Genomic DNA, 22,134 nt, shown 5'->3' with positions numbered 1-22,134 from the left:
CGGCCCCGCATTGCGGATGAATCTCACGAAAGCGGGCGATCGAGAGTGTCGAGCCAGGTGACGGGCGTCGGAGTATCGAACGAAGGAGAGTTCGGAGCCAATGAATGGCTCGTCGAGGAACTCTACGAACAGTTCCTTGTCGACCGTAACTCGGTCGACAAGTCCTGGTGGCCGGTCCTGGAGGCCTACCACTCGCAGGCCGGATCGGGCGGCGCCGCCAAGGCCGCACCAGCGGCGCCCGCTGCATCCGAGCCTCACCCCGTGACCGCACCGATCCCCGTGATCGGCTCGCAGCCGGTCGCGCGCACGACCGGAAAGCCGGCCAAGCCGCAGCCGATCCCGGCGCAGGCTCCCAAGGCGCAGCCCTCAGACCCTGCGGGCGAGGTGCAGGAGGACGTCGTCACCGCCCTCAAGGGGATGACGAAGACCCTCGCCGCCAACATGGACGAGTCGCTGACGGTGCCCACCGCGACGAGCGTGCGCACGGTGCCTGCGAAGCTGATGATCGACAACCGCATCGTCATCAACAACCACATGGCGCGCACCCGCGGCGGCAAGGTGAGCTTCACGCACCTCATCGGCTGGGCGCTCATCCAGGCCCTGAAGGAATTCCCGAGCCAGAACGTCTTCTACGCCGAGGTCGACGGCAAGCCCTCGGTGGTCGCGCCTGCCCACATCAACCTGGGCATCGCGATCGACCTCCCCAAGCCCGACGGCACGCGCGCGCTCATGGTGCCGAGCATCAAGCGCGCCGAGTCCCTCACGTTCAACGAGTTCCTCGCCTCGTACGAAGACCTCGTCAAGCGCGCTCGCACGAACAAGCTGACGGCGGCGGACTTCCAGGGCACCACCCTGTCGCTGACCAACCCGGGCGGTATCGGCACCGTGCATTCCGTGCCCCGCCTCATGAAGGGTCAGGGCTGCATCATCGGCGCGGGCGCCCTCGAGTACCCCGCCGAGTTCCAGGGTTCGAGCGAGAAGACGCTCGTCGAGCTCGGCATCGGCAAGACCATCACCCTGACGAGCACGTACGACCACCGCGTGATCCAGGGCGCGGGCTCGGGCGAGTTCCTGAAGAAGGTGCACGAGCTGCTGATCGGGCAGCGCGACTTCTACGAGGGGATCTTCGCAGCGCTGCGGATCCCTTACGCCCCCATCCACTGGGGCAGCGACATCAACGTCGACCTGGCGGAGCGCGTCGACAAGGGCGCGCGTGTCCAGGAGCTCATCAACTCGTATCGGGTGCGCGGCCACCTGATGGCCGACATCGATCCGCTCGAGTACGTGCAGCGCACGCACCCCGACCTCGAGATCGAGAGCCACGGACTCACCTTCTGGGACCTCGACCGCGAGTTCGTGGTCGGCGGCTTCGGCGGCAAGCGCCAGATGAAGCTCCGCGACATCCTCGGCGTGCTGCGGGACTCCTACTGCCGCACTCTCGGCATCGAGTACATGCACATCCAGGACCCGGTGCAGCGCAAGTGGTTCCAGGACAACGTCGAGGTGAAGTACCAGAAGCCCGGCCACGACGAGCAGCTGCGCATCCTCTCCAAGCTCAACCAGGCCGAGGCCTTCGAGACGTTCCTGCAGACCAAGTACGTGGGCCAGAAGCGGTTCAGCCTCGAGGGCAGCGAGTCGGTCATCCCGCTGCTCGATGAGATCCTGCAGGGCGCGGCCTCTGCGCGCCTCGACGGCGCGGCCATCGGCATGGCGCACCGCGGCCGCCTGAACGTGCTGACCAACGTCGCCGGCAAGACCTACGGCCAGGTCTTCCGCGAGTTCGAGGGCACGAGCCTCCCCGGCAACAAGCGCGGCTCGGGCGACGTGAAATACCACCTGGGCACCGAGGGCACGTTCCAGTCGGATGCGGGCACGGAGCTTCCCGTGATCCTCGCCGCCAACCCCTCCCACCTCGAGACCGTCGACGGTGTACTCGAGGGCATCGTGCGCGCCAAGCAGGACCGCAAGCCCATCGGCACCTTCGCCTGGCTGCCCATCCTCGTCCATGGCGACGCAGCCTTCGCCGGCCAGGGCGTCGTCGTCGAGACCCTGCAGATGTCACAGCTGCGCGGGTACCGCACCGGCGGCACCGTGCACGTCGTCATCAACAACCAGCTTGGATTCACGACGCTGCCGGTCGATGGACGCACCTCGGTCTACGCGACGGATGTGGCCAAGACCATCCAGGCTCCCATCCTCCATGTGAACGGCGACGACCCGGAGGCCGTCGTGCGCGCGGCCGAGCTCGCCTTCCGGTACCGCCAGGAGTTCCACCGCGACATCGTCATCGATCTCGTCAGCTACCGCCGCCGCGGTCACAACGAGGGCGACGACCCGTCGATGACGCAGCCGCTCATGACGAACCTCGTCGAGGCGAAGCGTTCGGTCCGCCGGCTCTACACGGAGTCGCTCGTCGGTCGCGGCGACATCACCGAGGAGGAGTACGAGCAGGCCAAGCGCGACTTCCAGGACCGCCTCGAGGTGGCCTTCGCGGAGACGCACGAGGCCGAGACCGGCACCCATCCGGTGGTGACCGAGGGCGTCGAGGTCGAGCGGGCCGTGGGCGAACCCGAGACCACCGGCGTGTCGACCGATGTCGTGCAGCTGATCGGCGATGCCTTCGTGAACAAGCCCGGCGGCTTCACGGTGCACGCCAAGCTGCAGCAGCTGCTTGACAAGCGTCACACCATGAGCCGCTCCGGCGGTATCGACTGGGCGTTCGGCGAGCTGCTCGCGTTCGGCTCCCTGCTCGTCGAGGGAACGCCGGTGCGCCTGGCGGGCCAGGACTCCCGCCGCGGCACGTTCGTGCAGCGCCACGCCGTCTTCCACGACCGCAACAACGGTCAGGAGTGGCTGCCACTGACGAATCTCAGCGAGGGCCAGGGACGTTTCTTCGTCTACGACTCGCTGCTCAGCGAGTACGCGGCCGTCGCCTTCGAGTACGGCTACTCGGTGGAGCGCCCGGACGCGCTGGTGCTGTGGGAGGCGCAGTTCGGCGACTTCGCCAACGGCGCCCAGACCGTGATCGACACCTACCTCTCGTCGGCAGACCAGAAGTGGGGCCAGCAGTCGAGCGTCGTGCTGCTGCTCCCGCACGGCTACGAGGGCGCCGGCCCCGACCACTCCTCCGCACGCATCGAGCGCTTCCTGCAGATGTGCGCCCAGGAGAACATGACCGTCGCGCGCCCCTCGACGCCGGCGTCCTACTTCCACCTGCTGCGCCGACAGGCCTACGCTCAGCCGCGCCGCCCGCTCGTCGTGTTCACCCCGAAGGCCATGCTGCGTCTGCGCGACGCCGTCAGCCCCGTCGAGGCGTTCACGCAGGGCAAGTTCGAGCCCGTACTGGACGACGAGCGCGGCATCGAGAGGAACGCCGTCACCCGGGTGCTCCTGCACGCCGGCAAGATCCACTGGGATCTGCGCTCGGAGCTCGACAAGAACCCCGACGACCGTGTCGCCCTGGTCCGTGTCGAGCAGTACTACCCTGCCCCGATCGACGAGCTGAACGCCGTCATCGACAGCTACCCGAACGCGGAGCTCGTGTGGGTCCAGGAGGAGCCCGAGAACCAGGGCGCGTGGCCCTTCATCGCACTCGAGGTCGTCAAGCACCTGCACGACCGTACGATCCGTGTCGTCTCGCGGGCCGCATCCGCCTCACCCGCTGCCGGCTCCGCGAAGATGCACCAGATCGAGCAGGCGGAACTCCTGCGCCGCGCGCTCACGTTCTGAGTCGGATCACGTGAAGGCGGGCCCCGGTGTTCCGGGGCCCGCCTTCGCGTGTGCAGAGCCTCACCCCGTGGCGGGCGCCGCGAGACCGAGACGGGGCGCCAGTGCGCCGATCGCGTAGTCGAGTCCCTTCTGAAGCACGGGCCCTGTGTGTCCCTCCCCCGGAATGGTCTCGGTGAGCACCGCGAACCCGGCCGCGTGCGCACGCGCGGCATTCGCCACCTGTCCCGGGCCGAACTGCCCGTCCTGCTCCCCGTGAGTGAAGACGGCCGCGTGTCCGTCGTACTGGCCGGGGTGTGCGGCGAGCAGAGCAGCCGGGCTGGCGGCGTCGAACGCTGCCCGATTCCCGCCGAAGACGTCCTTGACGGTCTGATCGACGTGTTCCGAGCCGGGGTACTCGTTGCCCGAGATGTCCATGATGTTGCCCCATGTCTGCGGGAACTCGGCGCCATACGTGAGGGCGCATGCTCCCCCATTCGAGTAACCGCCGATGACCCAGTAGGCGGGGTCGTCCACGATGTTCAGGTGCGCCCGCGCATAGGCGGGGACATCGACGTTGAGATACGTGGAGACCTTCCCGTACTTCGTAGAATCCGCGCACGCGGGGTCGACGTTCACCGACCCCAGTTGATCGGCCACGATCGCGATCGGGGCGAGACCGTTGTGCGCGGCCGCGAAGGCGTCCAGGCTCTTGGCCAACGCCGTCGGGTCCGGAGTGCCGGGCTGGCCCATCATGAACACCAACAGCGGAAGACGCGGCGGATTCGGCACGAGGGCCGCAGGCGGCAGGTACAACGCCGCATCTCGCGCCTGGAAGCCGGTGGCAGGGATCCTCTGGTCGCCCGACAGCGCACTCACCCGGCCCGTCGACGGCATACCGGCGGGCGGTGTCCACGTCTGGTAGAGGGTGGCGGCGTCACCCGAATCGGCAGAGGTCCCGGGCAGCGGTGCGCTATCCAACGCCTGTATGCCGAGAATCGCTGCGAGGTTGCCGGTGAGCCCGTACGCGGCGTTCACGCTCAGCCCCATTCCGATCGCACCGGCGATGATCAGCAACCCGGCCACCACCCGACGCCACCACGGCCGGAGGAACAGTCCCGCCGCGCCCGTGGCCGCGGTCGCGACGCCCACCGCGATCCATACGGCGGCATGCACCGGAAGGGGACCCTGGAAGACGTCCCACGCCTCCAGGAGGTGGGCACCGGCGTAGCCGATGACGGCGCCCACCGCCGCGGTGATCAGCAGACGACGGATGCGGCGCGGCGGCACGACGAGCACGACGAGTGCGCACAGGGCGACGAACGACCAGACGACCCATCGCAGCGGACTGTTGATGAGTTCGAGTGTCAGCAGCCACTGGATCATCTGTCTCCTCCTCGAGCACTGCGCAGCAGCGCCAGCACATCACGAACAGTAGCGTCGGGCAGGTAGGCCCGACCGATCGCGGTGCCGATCCGCGGAAGATCGACCGGGTCGCCGTACGCCAGCCAGATCGTGCGATACCGAGGATGGAACTTCCGCTTGAACCGGAAGAGAGAGTCGAAGCCGTACGCGGGCTCGAGGGTCTGAGCCAACCAGCCGAGCACCCCCGAGAGGATCGTCGTGTCGCCGGGCGCGTCGACGTCGGGTTTGACCGCCATAGGAGCGCCCGAAAGACTGAGCTCCCCCACTCCGTCGGCCGTGGCCTGCTGGGCCGCGCGCGCGATCGCGAACTCCATCAGCCCGTTGGGTCCGTCGGCGCGACGCCGCATGAAATCGAGTGTCCACCCGCTCGGCACGCCGTCACGCCAGGAGGGCATCCAGCTCGTCACGACCTGGATGCGGTCGGCGTCGTCGACCGCGAGCAGCAACGCCACTTCCGGGTCAGTGATCTCCTCCAAGGTACCCAGAGTGAACCCCATCTCAGGCAACGCCTTGTCAGCGACCCACTGCTCGTCGATCTCGCGGATCTGCGAACGCTCGGCAGCGCTGAGGTCGGCCCACCGCGTCCAGACCGCCGTCATGCCCTCTCGTTCCGCGCGGGTGACGGGCTGGCGCACCTTCTGCCACTGCTTGCCCTCGAGGGTCACCTCGAAGGCGACCAGCACGGTCTCCTCCCCCACGGAGACGTACTTCCATCCCATGTCGTCGAAGACAGGAAGTGCATCGTCGTGGATGCTGTAGAACGCCGCCGTCCACCCCGACTCTGCGCAGAAGTCGACGAAGCCCCTGATGGCCCGCTCCTGCTCTCCGTGCGGTGCGAGCGGGTCGCCGACCGCCAGGGCGACGTCGCCCACGAGCCGATAGGCGACGGCGCAGGCGCGGTCGGCGCTGTACCAGTACCTCGTGCCGCGCCAGGTCCCGAGGAACGAGAGGGTCCCGCCGCCGCGGCGCAGCAGATCGCGGTACAGGCGCGCGTCCGCATCCTCAGGAGGACGCACGCTCCGATACAGGCGCACGAGAGCGAGCACGACGATCGCCCAGAACACGACGCCCACCCACTGATAGATCCACAGCGCCGCGCCGTGACGCGGGAAGGGCGGCTGTCCGATGCCCTGCAGGAAAGCGGGCGGCACGAACCTGCGCCAGGACTCCACCACGATGTCCGTGAGCGTCGGAGCCACATCGAACGACTGGCGGAGCAGGGTCTCGCTCGCCACGAAGACGGCGCCGCAGGCGAGGAAGGCGATCAGCACCGTCGCCGCGAACGTCCGGGCGGCGTGGCGGGTCGCACGCACCGGGAACCGGTGACGCACCACGATCAGGGTCGAGGCGCTCGCGACGGGCACACCGATGGAGGCGACCGCCCACAGCACGTATTCGAGCCCGGAGCCATCGGCCCAGGGCTCGATGGCCAGCTCGCCGCTGACCAGGGCGTAGAGCGCGAGGACGGCGAGCACGCCCTGGACGCCGACGGCCAGGACCAGGCCCGCCCGGCGTCCGCGTCGAAGGCCGAGCGCTGCGACGATCAGCAGCGCGAGCGGAACGAGGGCGAGGAGCACGGGCCCGACGCCGCGCGTGAGAACGAGCGCGAACTCGTGGTCGCACACCGGGCGGTAACTCACCTCGCACCGATCGACGAGGTGCTCGTCGAAGGCGAGGAATGACGAGGCCACCAGGGAGAACGGGCCTCGCCCGCCGCCTGCGATCACTGCAGCGAGCGGCCCGAGGCCGGTGATCGCGACGAGCACCGCCATGAGCGCGCGCACCTCGCGCGACGAGGATCGATGCCAGTCCAGCCGCGGCCTCCGCCGCGCCATGAGGGAGCCGGCGGCGAGGCCGAGCAGTGCAGCGATCAACCGGTACCAGGAGTCGGCGTCACCCGCGTAGAGCGCGAACATGACGACGGTGGCGAGGGCGACGAGCCTGATGCGCCGCCGCCAGAGCGCGGACGAGAGTGCAGATGCCGCCAGCACGGCGGCGAAGATCCCCATGGACGGGTCCAGCACCGGATCGTTCGACTCGAGCGGACGCAAGTCGTCGAGACCCCACAGGGCGGCGTGGGCGAGCGATCCGAGGAGGATCGACACGACCCCGCCGGACACGAAGACGATCGCGGATCGCAGGTGACCCAGCAGCGACTCCGCGTACGCGAATGCCGTGAGCACGAGCAGAAGGCTGAGGAAGACCTCGACCGTCGAATCGGGGACCACGAGCGCGGTGAGGACGGACCACCACCTGCCGTCGGCGAGCGCGGCCGCACCGCTGCCCCACGTCGTCGCATCCGCACCCCAGAGCGAGCCGGTGGCGATCGACGCGGCCAGGACCAGGACGGCGAGCCCCAGGGCGACCGGATGACGCACCGCGTACCGACGCACCTGCGCCGCCGTGATCACGTGGCGCCGGGCGCGCGACGAGTCCGCCTGTGACACGCGACCTCCCACGGACTCAGAGTGCCGCCGTCACCCTATCGATCGGGGATGGTCCGCGGGAGCAGAACTCTGTGCGTCAGTGATGAGTCGCCTGTGCGGCGCGGAGTCGCTCGATCACCTGGTCGCGAAGCTGGTCGGGCGCCGTCTCCTTGCACGCCCGCGCGACGACCTCTGTGAGCGTGGTCGCCACGAGCGCCTCGTCGCGGCACTCCGCGCAGGTCTCGAGGTGCTCGCGGATGTCGCTGTGCTCCACGTGGCACATCTCGTTGCGGAGGTACTCCTCGAGATCGCGCCGGGCCTTCTCGCAACCGCAGTCGGTCATTTCTTGCTCCTGGGTGCAGACGGGGCGATGCCCCGTTCCTTCGCGTAGTCGGCGAGCAGGTCACGAAGCATGCGCCGGCCGCGGTGCAGGCGGCTCATGACCGTGCCGATAGGGGTCTTCATGATGTCGGCGATCTCCTGATAGGCGAAGCCCTCGACGTCGGCGAGGTACACCGCCAGCCGGAAGTCCTCGGGGATCGACTGCAGCGCCTCTTTCACGATCGACGCCGGCATGTGGTCGATCGCCTCCGCCTCGGCGGAGCGGGTGCTGGTGGCGGTGGTCGACTCCGCGCCGCCGAGCTGCCAGTCCTCGAGATCGTCGATGGCGCCCTGATAGGGCTCGCGCTGCTTCTTGCGATACACGTTGATGTACGTGTTGGTCAGGATGCGGTACAGCCAGGCTTTGAGGTTCGTGCCCTGGGTGAACGTCGTCCACGAGGAGAACGCCTTGACGAAGGTCTCCTGCACGAGATCGGCCGCATCGGAGGGATTGCGCGTCATGCGCATCGCCGCCGCATACAGCTGGTCCATGAACGGCAACGCCTGCTCCTCGAATTGAGAGCGGGTGTCCACGGCAGAGCTGGTGTCATCCATCGTGGGCAATCCTACGCGTTGCCCACGAGCGACTTTCGGGCGCTCGAGCACGGCATTCATGCGCGTCCTTCCTTCACCGTCGATCGGAACGGTTCAGTAGGGTGGAACCGATGAGCGACGAGCGCTATTCCCCCGATCTCGCCGGCTGGGCCGCACCGACCGCGCCCGCGACTGTGCGCGCGGTCGTCCACGTGCCCGGCTCAAAGTCGCTGACCAACCGCGAACTCGTGCTTGCGGCGCTGGCCGACGGCCCCGGCATCCTGCGTGCGCCGTTGCACTCCGACGACTCGGCGCGGATGCTGGATGCACTGGCCGCCCTCGGTGTGGGTATCGAGCGGATCGAGGGATCGGGCCCCTTCGGCGACGACCTGAGGATCACGCCCGCGACCACCGCGCCCGCCGATGTCGTCGTGGACTGCGGCCAGGCCGGCACCGTCATGCGCTTCGTGACGCCGTTGGCCGGGTTCGCGCGGGGCGACGTGACCGTCACGGCCCACGAGAGCGCGCTGCACCGCCCGATGGGCGAGATGATCCGAACGCTTCGCGAGGTCGGCGTCGACATCGACGACGCCGGCACGTGGTCGCTGCCCTTTCTCGTGCGCGGGCGCGGTCATGTGCGCGGCGGCGAGGTGACGATCGACGCGAGCGCGTCGAGCCAGTTCGTCTCCGGCCTTCTGCTGTCGGCGGCGCGGTTCGACGTGGGCCTGCACCTGCGCCACGAGGGCGCCCGTCTGCCCTCGATCCCGCACATCGACATGACCGTGGAGTCCCTCGCGCACCGAGGCGTACATGTGGAGCGCCCAGCGCCGGGCGAGTGGATCGTTCCGCCCGGACCGATCCGCGCGAAAGACATCGCCATCGAGCCGGACCTCTCCAATGCGGCCCCGTTCCTCGCGGCGGCGCTGATCACGGGCGGCGAGGTGACCGTGGACGGATGGCCCGCCCACTCCACGCAGCCGGGCGCTCAGCTGCCCGAGCTGCTGGCTGCGTTCGGTGCGCGAAGCAGCCGCCGTCACGGAAGTCTGACGGTCACCGGCGGCGACGCCATCACGGGCGTCGATCTCGATCTCTCGGCCGTCGGGGAGCTCGCGCCGACCCTCGTCGGCGTCGCGCTCCTCGCGGATACGCCCTCCACGTTCGCCGGCATCGGTCACCTGCGCGGCCACGAGACCGACCGCCTCGCAGCGCTCGTGCACAATGTCCGCGCTCTGGGCGGAGACGCCGACGAGCTGGACGACGGCATCCGCGTCACACCTCGCCCCCTCACCGGCGGACTGTGGCGCGCGTTCCACGATCACCGCATGGCCACCACCGGCGCAGTGGTCGGGCTGGCCGTGCCCGGAGTCGTCGTCGACGACATCGCCACGACGGCCAAGACCATGCCGGAGTTCCCCGAGTTGTGGCACCGCATGCTCGCGGGCACGGAGTCTGCCGGGTGAGCTGGCTGCCCCCGGACGACGACGAGGAGGACCTCGCCTACGACGAGTCCGCCTTCCGCGCACGCCCGAACCCCAAGGCCAACAGACCCCGCACGAAGCGCCGACCTGCCCACGCCGACGCACGCATCGCGCGCGTCCTCGGCGTCGACCGCGGACGCTATCAGGTGCTCGTGGACGAGGACGAGCCCACGGAACGCGAGATCGTGGCCACTCGTGCGCGGGAGCTGCGACGCACTCCGATCGTCACCGGCGACCGTGCGCGCGTGGTCGGTGATGTGAGCGGCACGGAAGGCACACTCTCACGGATCGTCGGCATCGAGGATCGCATCACGCTCCTCCGGCGCAGCGCCGACGACACCGACCAGGTGGAGCGCGTCGTGGTCGCCAACGCCGACCAGATGCTCGTCGTCGTGGCCGCGGCTGACCCCGAGCCGCGTGCGCGCTTGGTCGACCGCTACCTGATCGCCGCGCTCGATGCCGGGATTCGACCGCTTCTCGTGGTGACCAAGACCGATCTCGCCGACCCCGCGCCCTTCCTGTCGCACTTCGACGGCATCGATATCGAGGTCTTCACGAGCGCCCGTGGTGAGATGCCGGTCGAACGCATCGGCGCGGCCCTGGTCGGTCACTCCACCGTCTTCGTCGGTCACTCCGGGGTCGGCAAGTCCACACTCGTGAACGCGCTCGTGCCGGGAGCGAGGCGTGCGACAGGTCATGTGAACGAAGTCACCGGGCGCGGGCGCCACACCTCGAGTTCGACCGTGTCGCTGCGCTACCGGGGCGACGGCGGGTCGGGCTGGGTGATCGACACGCCAGGCGTGCGCTCCTTCGGCCTCGGTCACGTGGACCCTGCCAACATCCTGCGCGCCTTCACCGACCTGGCCACCGTCGCGGAGGACTGTCCCCGCGGCTGTACCCACCTGCCCGACGCGCCGGACTGCGCGATCATCGCCGCGGTCGCCGAGGGCAAGCTCGGCCCGAGCGGCGCGGCACGCCTGGACTCGCTACAGCGACTGCTGACCACGTTCGGCGGCCGCTGAACGCCTACGCTGGAATCATGACTCAGCTGCAGCCCGGCGATATCGCCCCCGACTTCACGCTCCACGACCAGGACGGCAACGCCGTCTCGCTTCAGGAGTTCCGTGGCCGCCCCGTCATCCTCTACTTCTACCCCGCGGCGATGACGCCGGGATGCACGACCCAGGCGTGCGACTTCCGCGACAGCCTCTCCTCGCTCACCGCTGCCGGGTACACCGTGCTCGGCGTCTCACGGGACTCGTCCGAGAAGCTCCGGACGTTCCGCGAGCGCGACGGCCTCTCCTTCCCGCTGCTGTCCGACCCCGATCACGCAGTGCACGATGCCTACGGCGCGTGGGGCGAGAAGACGAACTACGGCAAGACCGTCGAGGGTGTGCTCCGTTCGACATTCGTGATCGACGCGGAGGGCCGCATCGATCACGCTCTCTACAACGTCAAGGCCACCGGCCATGTCGCTCGGCTTCGCAAGCTCCTCGGCATCGACGCCTGAGGTTCAGTCTTCGCGCCGGGCGTTCTGAGCCGCCCGGCGCGCCGCCGAGATCAGCAACACGAGCACGATCAAGGCGGGAACGCCGAGCTGGAGCCCGTTGAGCGGATGCCCGTACGTCCCGGTCACCGCGCCGATCGCTACGGCGAGCACTAGCAGCTGGACCACGATGCCCCCCGAGCGACCGGCCGATCTACCCCGTGCCGCGGCGACGCCGAACCAGGCGACGAGCGCGGCGCCGAGAAGCGTCAGCACGATCAGGGCGATCGCCGTCGCCTCGGATGCGGTGTCGCCTTGCGCCAGTGCGATGAGCTGCCAGACCGCGAGCCCCGCGAGTGCGACGCCTTCCAGGACGACGAGGCCACCCGCAACCAGGCTCAGCAGATCGTTGCGCATGACACCTCGGGAGTTGTGGGAATGGACAGTATTCGGACGCATGCAGTTGGTGACGGGACACAAAACAACCGGTGAACCCTTGATTCACCCAGGTCACTGTGGAACCATTGACGACGTCGTGTGCTCCCACAGCGGCGTGGGGCGAGCTCAAGCTCGCACATCACACAGGGTACCGGACCCCGATTCGGGCTCTTTCACAACCCACCCGTTCTCACCATTTTCCGACGCCTGAGGAGCAACATCACATGGATTGGCGCGACAAATCAGCCTGCCTGACCGTAGACCCGGAGCTGTTCTTCCCGGTCGGCAACACCGGTCCGGCGGTCGACCAGATCGAGAAGGCCAAGTCCGTGTGCGCCCGCTGCACCGTCACGGAGATCTGCCTGCAGTACGCCCTCGAGACCGGCCAGGACTCGGGCGTCTGGGGCGGCCTCTCGGAGGATGAGCGCCGCGCCCTCAAGCGCCGCGCAGCGCGCGCCCGTCGCGCATCCTGAGCGTTCCGACACGCGCTCTCGCGTCTTGGCATCCGCCGTTCCTGCGCCGACAGGCGCCAGGGGTCGGCGGATGCGTCGTTCTCAGATCTCGCCGCGGTCGATGTAGCGCAGCGGGATGTCGATCGTGACCTCGGTACCGCGGCCCATGATCGTGTGCCAGTCGATCGTGCCACCCAGTTCGCCCTGGATCAGAGTGCGCACGATCTGCGTGCCCAGCCCCCGGCCGACCTGACCTTCGGGCAGACCCACCCCCGTGTCACGGACACGGACCTCCAGGTTGTCCTCGGAGCGCTCGGCGGCGATCTCGACCTCGCCCTCCTGCCCTGCGAGTCCGTGCTCGACGGCGTTCGTAACGAGCTCGGTGAGAGCGAGCGCCAGCGGGGTCGCGTACTCGCTGGGAAGCGTGCCGAAGGAACCGGTCTTGCGGGTCCGAGCCCGCGTCGTGGGAGCGGCCGCCACTTCGGCGACGAGCTTGAGCACCCGCGAGAAGACCTCGTCGAAGTCGACGTTCTGAGCGAGTCCCTCCGAGAGCGTGTCGTGCACGACCGCGATCGCCGAGACGCGCCGCGTGGCGTGCGTCAGTGCGTCACGGGCCTCATCCGAGTGCGTGCGGCGAGCCTGGATCCGCAGGAGTGAGGCGACCGTCTGCAGGTTGTTCTTGACGCGGTGATGGATCTCGCGGATCGTCGCGTCCTTGGTGATCAGCTCCTGATCCCTATGGCGGAGCTCCGTCACATCGCGGCACAGCACGATCGCACCGATCCGGTTGCCGTGGTCGCGCAGCGGAATGGCCCGCAACGCCACGGTGACGCCTCGAGCCTCGATGTCGACACGCCACGGCGCGCGGCCGGTGGCGACGACGGGCAGCGACTCGTCGAACTGCCTCTTCTCGGGGAGGATCTGCGTGATGACCTCCACGAGCGGCTCGCCCTCGAGCTCGTCCTCGAATCCCATCCGGTAGAACGCGGACAGCGCGTTGGGGCTCGCGAACGTGGTGAGTCCGTCCACGTCGATCCGGATGAGGCCGTCCGACGCACGGGGCGCGCCACGCCGCGGCGACGCAGGTGCGGCGACGTCGGGGAACTCCCCCGTCGCCACCATTCCGAACAGGTCGTCGGCGCAGTCGTTGAAGGTGATCTGCTGGCGGGAGGGCGTGCGGGCCTCTCCGAGGTTCGTGTGGCGCGTCAGGACGCCGAGGATGCGGGCCGGAGAGTCCGCCCCGGCGCGAGCGCGGACCACGGGGACGGCGCGCACGCGCGTGGGAGTCTCCTCGAACCAGTCCGGCGACGCGGAGTCGACGATCCGGCCGGCGGTGAAGGCCTCACGCACCTGGGCACGCCACTGCGGCCGGACACGGTCGCCCACGATGTCGCGGTAGAAGAGCGTCGCCGCGCCGGAGGGACGTGTGTGCGCGACGGCGATGAAGGAGTCGTCCTCGGTGGGCACCCACAGCACGATGTCCGCGAAGGCGAGATCCGCGAGGAGCTGCCCGTCCCCGGCCAGCCGGTGCAGCCACTCCACATCGGCGGGATCGGAGAAGCCGTGCGCGTAGACGAGATCGCTGAGGGTCGACACCCCTCCACCCTATGCGGAGGCGACCAATCGCTCGTGCGGACTCCGACTCCCGCGGCGCTCGCGTCGGGTTGCGGCGACCGGAACCGGCGGAAGCAGTGCCTCCCCCACGATGCGCCGGATGGCCGAGACCATCGCGGACCTCCCGGCCACCTCGGCGGCGGGCCGGGCGGCGAGCATGGCCGCATCCGACGCTCTGCGGTCCTCCGGGACGAACCACATGTCGCGGATGTCCGCATACCGCTCCAGCGTTCGGCGAAGCTGCCCGCGCGCGTCGATGCCGACGCCGCCGCGACGGAGCCGGTTCACGACGACGGTCAGCGGCGTCGTCCCGATGACCGCCCGCAACTCCCCCACCGACCGCAGGAAGCGGGCGACGGAGACAGGATCGGCGGCCAGGACCGCCACGACGTGATCCGCGGTCTCCAGCGCGGCCAGTGTCGCGGCGTTGCGGCGAGGGCCCGCGATCACATCGCTCACGATCTCCTCGTCCCGCTCCAGGGATGCGGCGACGTCGACCACGGTGTGCGCGGCCCAGCCGGCGCAGGCGGCGAGCGCGGCACGCACGCGCTTCTCACTGAGCTCGGGCCACCTCGACGGGCGATTGATGCCCGTGAGCACGTCGACGTCGGCGCCTCCGAGGGGCACGGAGATGCGCTGGAGCTCCACGTCGTCCAGCGCGTCCAGCTCGGCCTGGCGGCATGCGACCGCGAACCCGGGCCCTTCGTCGGGAAGACCGAGAGCCATGGCCAGGGAGGGGGCGTGGGCGTCCGCGTCGACGAGCGCCACATGACGGCCGCCGCGGGCGAGTTCCGCGGCGAGCCCCACGGCGATGGTGGACCGCCCGGGAGCGCCGTGCGGGCCCCAGACGGCGACCAAGCGAGGACCGTCGATGGCCGGGCGGGCGACGGCTGACGTCGACGCGGTGGCGAGGGCGGCCGCCGCATCCCGCGCGGAGCCGGTTGCGGGAACGGGTGAGGCGAGCCCGAAGGCCGCGGCCAGACGGGCGGCGGCCGCATCGTCGCCGAGCGGCAGGACGCGCACACCGTGCGCGTCCGCGAGGGCGACGGTGTGAGCTGTGAGCTGATCGGCGCGCGCGGCCAGCACCAGTGTGTCGGCGGCAGCGAGCAGCTCAGACAATCCCGCGTCCGGTCCCTGTCCGGCCGCGACGGTCGCCGCGAACCTGTCCGGGGGATAGATCGCTACCTCGGCAGCACCGTCCAGCAGCAGCTGCTCCCGCAGTGCGAGGGCGGCAGGCTGCGGGAGGACGAGCACCACGCGCGAGATCACGACACCCCCTGCGCGGGCACCACCGACAGCGTCGCCTCACCCGCCAGCGCCGCGAGCACATCCGCCACGGACTCACGGGGAACGACGAGTTCGACGGAGGGCGTGTTCGTCGCCATCACGGAGTCGCTGCTCGCCAGCGCCGCGACCGCCGCGTCCGCCACCAGGATGCGGGGAGCCTGCCGCACCCCATTCTCGTCGAGCGGGGCGGCCCACACCTCCACCGGCGTCCCGACCTGGACCGACGCGGGGATCGCCGTGCTGCTGGGGACGACGATCGTGGTGGTGCGGACCTCGGACGCGGCACCCACGGCGGCCGCGGGGATGAGCTCGCCGGCAGGGATCGTGCGGGTCGCCACGGCGTCGGGGGGCAGGGTGTCCCCCGACGCGTACGCACCTTCGAGCGAACCCAGGGCGACGTCGACGACGCGCAGTTCCGAGGGCGAGATGCTCTCGCCGGGTACGATCGTGCGGGTCGCCGCGTAGACGGGGATCGTCTGCCGCGACGATGCGACGACGAACCAGACGCCCGCGATCGAGACGAGCACGAGCACGACGCCGATCACGAAGCGCGCGTCCGCCCAGAGCGCGCGGGGACGCTGGCGGGGCGTGACCTGAGCTGTCATGGCGTACATGCTGACCGAGGCCGGGCGGGGCCGTCGGATCTTATCCACAGCGCGCTTATCCACATGGCGCGCCACCGCGCCGAGGTGTCGGAATGGCACCGCATAATTGAGGGCATGCCCGACACGACCCCGCCCGAGGGCCGCCTCCTCGCCCCGGCATCCGTTGCCGAGGCACTGGCAGTGTCGGTCGACGAGGTCATCGCGTTGGTGATGGAAGGAAGGCTGCGCGGCGTCCGCGTGGGCGAGAGCCGCCAGTGGCGCATCGAGGAGGCCAGCGTGTCGGACTACCTCGACGACGAGGCCGAGGACGCCCGCCGGATGGCGCTGTGGCGCCAGTCCAATGCGGCCAGTTTCCCGGAGCTCTGGGGTCACGGCCGCGTCCGCAACCCCGACTGAGCTCGTCAGAGCACGTCGGCGCCCTCCCAGCGCACCCAGGACAGCGCGGTGAACGGGATCAGACGGTAGCCGCGGACCGTCGCTGAGCGACGCGGCTCATCGATGTCGTGCAGCGCGAGGTCCAGGTGATCCGCCCCCGCCCGGTCGATGGTCCCCGCCACAGCGCGCGTTCCCACCTGCATCGTGACGGGAACGCGTCGACGCGCGAGATCGCGCAGGACGAAGCCGATTCCCATGCGTTCCGAGACACCGACCCGCGGCGACGGATGCGGCCGCGCCGTGCGCAGGAGATCACCCTCTCCCACACCCACGGCCGCCACGGCCGCCACCGGGACGAGGATGCTGCGTCGCTGCACCTCGAGTCCCATCCAATCGGCGCCGACCGCGATGAGCACCCCGGCCAGAGCATCCGCGGCGACCAGATCGACGGCGAGGTCGGGGCGTTGCGTCTCATCCGTGCGGGCGAGGACGAGGAGTCTCTCACGCAGCGTGACGCGCGACAATCGCAGCCGCTCGGCTTCCGTGTCCAGAACTGCGCGCTCCGCTTCCCACTCGGCATCGAACTGCCCCTGCAGGTCTTCGAAGAAGCGTTCCCAGCGCACGCCGCGAGATTAGACCGATACCCCCGCAATCATGAGAAGTTTTCCACAAACCGTTTCCGACCTGGCCGAACTGCTCTACTGATCCCGCTCAGGATCCCCGTTCATGTGAGGCCCAGATGGTTCAGATCGCCACCGGCGCGACGCGCCCCGAACGCAGCTTCATGCGCTTGTCCGCAGACTTCTTCGCGCCGCAGCCGACGTCATCGTCCGAGCTGCCCGACCCCGTGCCGCTGGTGCGCAACCTCACCAACGGTGTGCTCGAGGCTCTCGCGGGGGTTCGCGACATCGACCAGCTCGCACGATGGATGACCGAGGACACCTACCGCGCGCTTCTGACGCGCGTCAACCTTGCCACCCGCGCCCGGAGCGCGCGAGGCGTCGCCGCTGCCCGTCCCGTGCACTCGATCATGAGCGTGCACCACTCGGAACCGGCCGATGGCGTGGTCGAGGCGGTCGTGGTCGTCGCAGGTCCCGCACGTACCCGCGCAGTCGCCATCCGCCTGGAGGGCATGGATCGGCGCTGGCGGGCCACCTCGCTCGCTCTCCTGTGAGAATGCTCTCATCGCCTGCGGGTCGCTGAGCGTCGGCCCCGGATGCCCCGCCGGCGCCCGCACTACTGGCGGTAGGACGCCAGGAAGTTGCCGAGACGCTCGATGGCCTCCGAGATCACCCGGGCCTCCGGGAGGGTTACGATCCGCAGGTGATCCGGGGTCGGCCAGTTGAAGCCCGTCCCGGGCACGAGCAGGATGTGCTCGGCCACGAGGAGATCGTGCACGAGCTTCGCGTCGTCGCGGATCTCATGCACCTCCGGGTCCAGCCGCGGGAACGCGTACAGCGCGCCGGCGGGCTTGACGCAGGACACGCCCGGAATCTCCTCCAGACCCTCCCAGGCCGCATCCCGCTGCTCGTGCAGGCGCCCGGTCGGGGCGATCAACGCGTCGATCGACTGAACGCCCGACAGCGCCGCCTGAACAGCGTGCTGCGCGGGAACGTTCGGGCACAACCGCGTGGACGCGAGCAGGTTGATCCCCTCGAGGAAGCCCCGGGCGTGCTGGCGAGGCCCGGTGATCACCATCCACCCGCTGCGGTACCCCGCGACACGGTAGGTCTTGGACAGGCCGTTGAAGGTGAGGCAGAGCAGGTCGGGCGCGAGCGTCGCCAGCGGGATGTGGCGAGCACCGTCGAAGAGGATGCGGTCGTAGATCTCGTCGGCCAGCAGCAGGAGCGAGTGCTCACGCGCGAGCTCCACGATCTGGGTCAGCACCTCTCGCGTGTAGACGGCACCGGTGGGGTTGTTGGGGTTGATGACGACGATCGCCTTGGTGCGATCGGTGATCTTGGACCGGATGTCCTCGATGTCGGGCTGCCAGCCGTTCTGCTCGTCGCAGACGTAGTGCACCGGCGTGCCGCCGCCGAGGCTCGTCATCGCCGTCCACAACGGGTAGTCCGGCGCGGGGATGAGAACCTCGTCGCCCTCGTCCAGAAGCGCCTGCATCGTCATCGTGATCAGCTCGGAGACGCCGTTGCCGAGATACACGTCGTCGGGGGTGAAAGGGGGGAAACCCGGCTCCTGCTCGTACCGGTACACCACGGCGCGGCGCGCGGACATGATGCCCTTGCTCTCGCTGTACCCGTGCGCGGAAGGGATCGCGTCGATCATGTCTCGCACGATCTGGAACGGCGCATCGAACCCGAAGACCGCCGGGTTGCCCGTGTTGAGCTTCAGGATCGTGTGCCCCTCGGCCTCAAGCCGGTCGGCCTCCACCAGGGCCTCGCCGCGGATCTCGTAGAGGACATCCTTCAGCTTGCGGGACTGGTCGAGGGGGCGCAGCGAACTCATCCGATCAGGATAGTCCGGGCGGGGCCGGGCCAATCCGCATCCGCTGGCACGACTGGCGGTTCCCGCACGTCATTCGACGGTTCTCACACAATCGCCGCCGATACGGTGAAGGGGTAACACCCCTTACCCGAAGGACTCCCATGGCCGCGCGCGATCATCTCGACGACACCTCCAAACGCATCATCGAACAGCTTCAGGAGAACGGGCGCCGCTCCTATGCCGAGATCGGCAAAGCCGTGGGGCTCAGCGAGGCCGCCGTGCGACAGCGGGTGCAGCGGCTGACGGATTCGGGGATCATGCAGGTCGTCGCCGTCACCGACCCGATGCGGCTCGGCTTCCACCGCCAGGCGCTCGTGGGCCTGCGCGTCAGCGGCGACAGCCGTGCCGTCGCTGCCGAACTCGAGCAGATCTCCGCGGTCGACTACCTCGTGCTCACCGCGGGAAGCTTCGACATCCTGATCGAGGTGGTCTGCGCATCCGATCAGGACCTCGCCGATCTGCTCAACGCCCGCATCCGGACGATCCCCGGCGTCATCTCCTCCGAGACGTTCGTCTACCTCGAGGTGCGCAAGCAGTCGTTCGACTGGGGCACGCCCTGAACGAGCGAGCGCCCCGCATCCTGCGGGGCGCTCGCCGATCTCACTTCTTCTTCGCTCTGCGCTGCGCGCGGTTCTGAGCCTCGGGCTGGGGAGCCTCGGTACGCTGACCGAACGCGCCGCGCGGAGCCTCCGCGGGGGGCGGCGTTGCAGCGGCCGGAGCGGCGGCTTGACGCGCGCGACCCGTGGCCGCCTTCTGCACCTGGCCGCGGTCGTTGCGCACCTCGACGTCGCCGTCCTCGGTGGGGGCGCTGTACTCGAGCCGCTGGCCTTCGACCGAGGGAGCGACCAGTCCCTTGGCCTCGACCTCGGTGTGCTCACCGTCCGGGCGACGCACCTCGACCTCGAGGTTGAAGAGGAACCCGACGGACTCCTCCTTGATCTGACCCATCATCGCCTGGAACATCTCGTAGCCCTCGCGCTGATACTCGATCAGCGGATCGCGCTGAGCCATCGCCCGCAGTCCGATGCCGTCCTTCAGGTAGTCCATCTCGTACAGGTGATCGCGCCACCGGCGGTCGAGCACCTGCAGCACCACGCGGCGCTCGAGCTCGCGCATCGCCTGCTCGCCGAGCTGCTCCTCGCGCGCGGCGTACGCGATGGACGCGTCGCTGCGCAGCTCCCGCTTGAGACCGGCGGGGGTGACGCGGCCCTTCTCGCCCGCTTCGGCGACGACCTCGTCGATCGTCACGCCCACGGGGTAGACCGTCTTGAGCTCGGTCCACAGCGCGTCGAAGTCCCAGCTCTCGGTGTGCCCGCTGCCGGTGTGATCGTCGACGATCGCGTCGATCGCGTCCTCGATGAACTTCGTGACACGCTCCTGGATGTCGTCGCCGTGCAGGATCTGGCGGCGGTCCGTGTAGATCGCCTCACGCTGACGGTTGAGGACGTCGTCGTACTTCAGGACGTTCTTGCGCATCTCGGCGTTGCGCGCCTCGACCTGGGCCTGCGCGCTCTTGATCGCGCGCGAGACCATCCCGGACTCGATCGCGACGTCGTCGGGGAAGTTGGTGCGCGCGAGGATCGCCTCGGCGGCGCCCGACTGGAACAGCCGCATCAGATCGTCGGTCAACGACAGGTAGAAGCGGCTCTCGCCGGGGTCGCCCTGACGACCGGACCGACCGCGAAGCTGGTTGTCGATGCGACGCGACTCGTGGCGCTCGGTACCGAGAACGTACAGACCGCCGGCCTCGACGACCTTCGTGGCCTCTGCCGCGACCGTGTCGCGCACCTGCCGGTAGACCTCGTCCCACGCGGCCTCGTACTCCTCGGGGGTCTCGACCGGGTCCAGGCCCTTGCTCTTCATCTCCTGCACCGCGAGGAACTCCGCGTTGCCGCCGAGCATGACGTCGGTGCCTCGACCGGCCATGTTGGTGGCGACCGTGACGGCGCCCAGGCGTCCGGCACGGGCGACGATCTCCGCCTCACGGGCGTGGTTCTTGGCGTTGAGGACCTCGTGCTTGACGCCCTTCTTGGCGAGCAGACGCGAGAGGTACTCGCTCTTCTCGACGCTCACCGTGCCCACGAGCACGGGCTGGCCCTTCTCGTGGCGAGCAGCGATGTCCTCGACGACCTGGGCGAACTTGGCCTGCTCGTTCTTGTAGACGAGGTCGGGCTGGTCCTTGCGGATCATCGGCTTGTTCGTCGGGATGGGGACCACACCGAGCTTGTAGGTCGACATGAACTCGGCCGCCTCGGTCTCGGCGGTACCGGTCATGCCGGAGAGCTTGTCGTACAGGCGGAAGTAGTTCTGCAGCGTCACCGTGGCGAGTGTCTGGTTCTCGGCCTTGACCGGGACGCCTTCCTTGGCCTCGATCGCCTGGTGGATGCCCTCGTTGTAGCGGCGTCCGACGAGGATGCGGCCGGTGTGCTCGTCGACGATCATGACCTCGTCGTTCATGACGACGTAGTCGGTGTCGCGTTTGAAGAGCGCGAGCGCCTTGATCGAGTTGTTCAGGAAGGAGATGAGGGGCGTGTTGGCCGATTCGTACAGGTTGTCGATGCCGAGGTAGTCCTCGACCTTCTCGATGCCGGGCTCGAGGACACCGATCGTGCGCTTCTTCTCGTCCACCTCGTAGTCGACGCCGGCCTCGAGCGTGCGCGCGATCTTCGCGAACTCCGCGAACCAGCGATTCGCCTCCCCCGATGAGGGTCCGGAGATGATGAGCGGCGTACGAGCCTCGTCGATGAGGATCGAGTCGACCTCGTCGACGATGGCGAAGAAGTGGCCGCGCTGGACGAGGTCCTCCTTGCGCCATGCCATGTTGTCGCGCAGGTAGTCGAAGCCGAACTCGTTGTTCGTGCCGTAGGTGATGTCTGCGTTGTACTGCTCGCGGCGGACTTCGGGCGTCTGGCCGGAGACGATCGTGCCGGTGGTCATTCCGAGCGCCCGATACACACGACCCATGAGCTCGGCCTGGTAGCTGGCGAGGAAGTCGTTGACCGTGATGACGTGGACGCCCTCGCCCGCGATGGCGTTGAGGTACGCCGCGAAGGTGGCCGTCAGAGTCTTTCCTTCACCGGTCTTCATCTCGGCGATGTTGCCGAGGTGGAGCGCCGCGCCACCCATGATCTGGACGTCGTACGGGCGCTGGCCGAGGGTGCGCTTTGCGGCCTCGCGGATCGCGGCGAAGGCTTCGGGCATGAGCTCGTCGAGCGTCTCCCCTGCCTGATACCGCGCGCGCAGTTCCGCCGTCTCGCCGCGGAGCTCCTCGTCGGTGAGCTGCGTGTACTCCTCCTCGAGCGCACCGACGGCTTTCACGACCTGCTGCAGGCGGCGGATGACGCGGCCTTCGCCGGCGCGGAGGAGTTTCTCGAGAGGGTTGGCCACGTGGCATCTCCATCTGTCGGGTGGGCGTGCTTCTGCCCA

The 22,134-nt window shown here is 69.0% G+C and carries 19 protein-coding genes; 8 read left to right on the top strand and 11 right to left on the bottom strand.

What is annotated here, in order from left to right:
* The first annotated feature begins 45 nt into the window (after positions 1–45).
* Complete coding sequence (locus tag ACYVJS_RS00340) at positions 46–3,729, top strand: multifunctional oxoglutarate decarboxylase/oxoglutarate dehydrogenase thiamine pyrophosphate-binding subunit/dihydrolipoyllysine-residue succinyltransferase subunit (RefSeq protein ID WP_460736676.1); 3,684 nt, start codon at positions 46–48, stop codon at positions 3,727–3,729.
* A gap of 60 nt (positions 3,730–3,789) precedes the next feature.
* Here the strand turns inward: ACYVJS_RS00340 and ACYVJS_RS00335 are convergent, their stop codons facing one another.
* The 4 genes from ACYVJS_RS00335 to ACYVJS_RS00320 all read right to left on the bottom strand — a co-directional run bounded on the left by ACYVJS_RS00335 (position 3,790) and on the right by ACYVJS_RS00320 (position 8,492).
* Positions 3,790–5,091 (bottom strand): alpha/beta hydrolase, encoded by a 1,302-nt coding sequence (locus tag ACYVJS_RS00335; protein WP_460736674.1) that lies wholly within the window; start codon positions 5,089–5,091, stop codon positions 3,790–3,792.
* Complete coding sequence (locus ACYVJS_RS00330; protein ID WP_460736672.1) at positions 5,088–7,577, bottom strand: bifunctional lysylphosphatidylglycerol flippase/synthetase MprF; 2,490 nt, start codon at positions 7,575–7,577, stop codon at positions 5,088–5,090. Before ACYVJS_RS00330 ends, ACYVJS_RS00335 begins: the two co-directional genes overlap by 4 nt.
* Positions 7,578–7,653: 76 nt before the next feature.
* The gene (locus ACYVJS_RS00325) at positions 7,654–7,899 is read right to left on the bottom strand and encodes a zf-HC2 domain-containing protein (RefSeq protein WP_460736670.1); all 246 of its coding nucleotides are present in this window, start codon (positions 7,897–7,899) and stop codon (positions 7,654–7,656) included.
* On the bottom strand, positions 7,896–8,492 hold the full coding sequence (locus tag ACYVJS_RS00320) for a sigma-70 family RNA polymerase sigma factor (RefSeq protein WP_460736668.1): 597 nt from the start codon (positions 8,490–8,492) through the stop codon (positions 7,896–7,898). Before ACYVJS_RS00320 ends, ACYVJS_RS00325 begins: the two co-directional genes overlap by 4 nt.
* Before the next feature lie 110 nt (positions 8,493–8,602).
* Between ACYVJS_RS00320 and aroA the strand changes: the two genes are divergently transcribed.
* The 3 genes from aroA to bcp are packed head-to-tail and all read left to right on the top strand — an operon-like array spanning position 8,603 to position 11,459.
* Positions 8,603–9,931, top strand: coding sequence for a 3-phosphoshikimate 1-carboxyvinyltransferase (gene aroA, locus ACYVJS_RS00315; RefSeq protein ID WP_460736666.1), 1,329 nt, complete (start codon positions 8,603–8,605; stop codon positions 9,929–9,931).
* The gene (gene rsgA / locus ACYVJS_RS00310) at positions 9,928–10,971 is read left to right on the top strand and encodes a ribosome small subunit-dependent GTPase A (RefSeq protein ID WP_460736664.1); all 1,044 of its coding nucleotides are present in this window, start codon (positions 9,928–9,930) and stop codon (positions 10,969–10,971) included. Before aroA ends, rsgA begins: the two co-directional genes overlap by 4 nt.
* Positions 10,972–10,988: 17 nt before the next feature.
* Entirely contained in the window at positions 10,989–11,459 is a 471-nt protein-coding gene (bcp, locus tag ACYVJS_RS00305; RefSeq protein WP_460736662.1) for a thioredoxin-dependent thiol peroxidase, read from the top strand.
* Positions 11,460–11,462: 3 nt separating this feature from the next.
* Here the strand turns inward: bcp and ACYVJS_RS00300 are convergent, their stop codons facing one another.
* Positions 11,463–11,852, bottom strand: coding sequence for a histidine kinase (locus ACYVJS_RS00300; RefSeq protein ID WP_460736660.1), 390 nt, complete (start codon positions 11,850–11,852; stop codon positions 11,463–11,465).
* Between the two features lie 245 nt (positions 11,853–12,097).
* Here ACYVJS_RS00300 and ACYVJS_RS00295 point away from each other — a divergent pair, with 245 nt between their 5' ends.
* Positions 12,098–12,346, top strand: a complete 249-nt coding sequence (locus ACYVJS_RS00295; RefSeq protein WP_121060093.1) for a WhiB family transcriptional regulator — start codon at positions 12,098–12,100, stop codon at positions 12,344–12,346.
* A gap of 81 nt (positions 12,347–12,427) precedes the next feature.
* Here ACYVJS_RS00295 and ACYVJS_RS00290 read toward each other — a convergent pair whose 3' ends face one another.
* From ACYVJS_RS00290 to ACYVJS_RS00280, 3 genes are read right to left on the bottom strand one after another with little or no spacing between them, the layout of a single operon-like run.
* On the bottom strand, positions 12,428–13,921 hold the full coding sequence (locus ACYVJS_RS00290) for a sensor histidine kinase (RefSeq protein WP_460736657.1): 1,494 nt from the start codon (positions 13,919–13,921) through the stop codon (positions 12,428–12,430).
* Positions 13,922–13,930: 9 nt separating this feature from the next.
* Positions 13,931–15,208 carry an AAA family ATPase gene (locus tag ACYVJS_RS00285; RefSeq protein WP_460736655.1) on the bottom strand — a complete coding sequence of 426 codons (1,278 nt, stop codon included), beginning with the start codon at positions 15,206–15,208 and terminating at the stop codon, positions 13,931–13,933.
* On the bottom strand, positions 15,205–15,831 hold the full coding sequence (locus ACYVJS_RS00280; RefSeq protein WP_460736653.1) for an SAF domain-containing protein: 627 nt from the start codon (positions 15,829–15,831) through the stop codon (positions 15,205–15,207). The genes ACYVJS_RS00285 and ACYVJS_RS00280 overlap by 4 nt, the downstream gene beginning before the upstream one ends.
* A 114-nt stretch (positions 15,832–15,945) precedes the next feature.
* Here ACYVJS_RS00280 and ACYVJS_RS00275 point away from each other — a divergent pair, with 114 nt between their 5' ends.
* Positions 15,946–16,227: an excisionase family DNA-binding protein gene (locus tag ACYVJS_RS00275; RefSeq protein WP_243227039.1), complete on the top strand. Its 282-nt coding sequence runs from the start codon at positions 15,946–15,948 to the stop codon at positions 16,225–16,227.
* A 5-nt stretch (positions 16,228–16,232) separates the two neighbouring features.
* Here the strand turns inward: ACYVJS_RS00275 and ACYVJS_RS00270 are convergent, their stop codons facing one another.
* Complete coding sequence (locus ACYVJS_RS00270; RefSeq protein WP_460736651.1) at positions 16,233–16,829, bottom strand: hypothetical protein; 597 nt, start codon at positions 16,827–16,829, stop codon at positions 16,233–16,235.
* A 116-nt stretch (positions 16,830–16,945) separates the two neighbouring features.
* Between ACYVJS_RS00270 and ACYVJS_RS00265 the strand changes: the two genes are divergently transcribed.
* Positions 16,946–17,380, top strand: a complete 435-nt coding sequence (locus ACYVJS_RS00265; protein WP_460736649.1) for an Rv3235 family protein — start codon at positions 16,946–16,948, stop codon at positions 17,378–17,380.
* Positions 17,381–17,442: 62 nt separating this feature from the next.
* Here the strand turns inward: ACYVJS_RS00265 and ACYVJS_RS00260 are convergent, their stop codons facing one another.
* A complete protein-coding gene (locus ACYVJS_RS00260; protein ID WP_460736647.1) occupies positions 17,443–18,669 on the bottom strand; it encodes a pyridoxal phosphate-dependent aminotransferase in 1,227 nt (408 codons plus the stop codon).
* Positions 18,670–18,809: 140 nt separating this feature from the next.
* Between ACYVJS_RS00260 and ACYVJS_RS00255 the strand changes: the two genes are divergently transcribed.
* Positions 18,810–19,268, top strand: a complete 459-nt coding sequence (locus tag ACYVJS_RS00255; RefSeq protein WP_243227036.1) for an Lrp/AsnC family transcriptional regulator — start codon at positions 18,810–18,812, stop codon at positions 19,266–19,268.
* A 40-nt stretch (positions 19,269–19,308) separates the two neighbouring features.
* Here ACYVJS_RS00255 and secA read toward each other — a convergent pair whose 3' ends face one another.
* Entirely contained in the window at positions 19,309–22,095 is a 2,787-nt protein-coding gene (gene secA, locus ACYVJS_RS00250) for a preprotein translocase subunit SecA (protein WP_460736644.1), read from the bottom strand.
* Positions 22,096–22,134: the final 39 nt, after the last annotated feature.

The sequence above is a fragment of the Microbacterium neimengense genome, from assembly GCF_054782995.1.
This window is presented reverse-complemented; position numbering and strand designations above follow the sequence as displayed.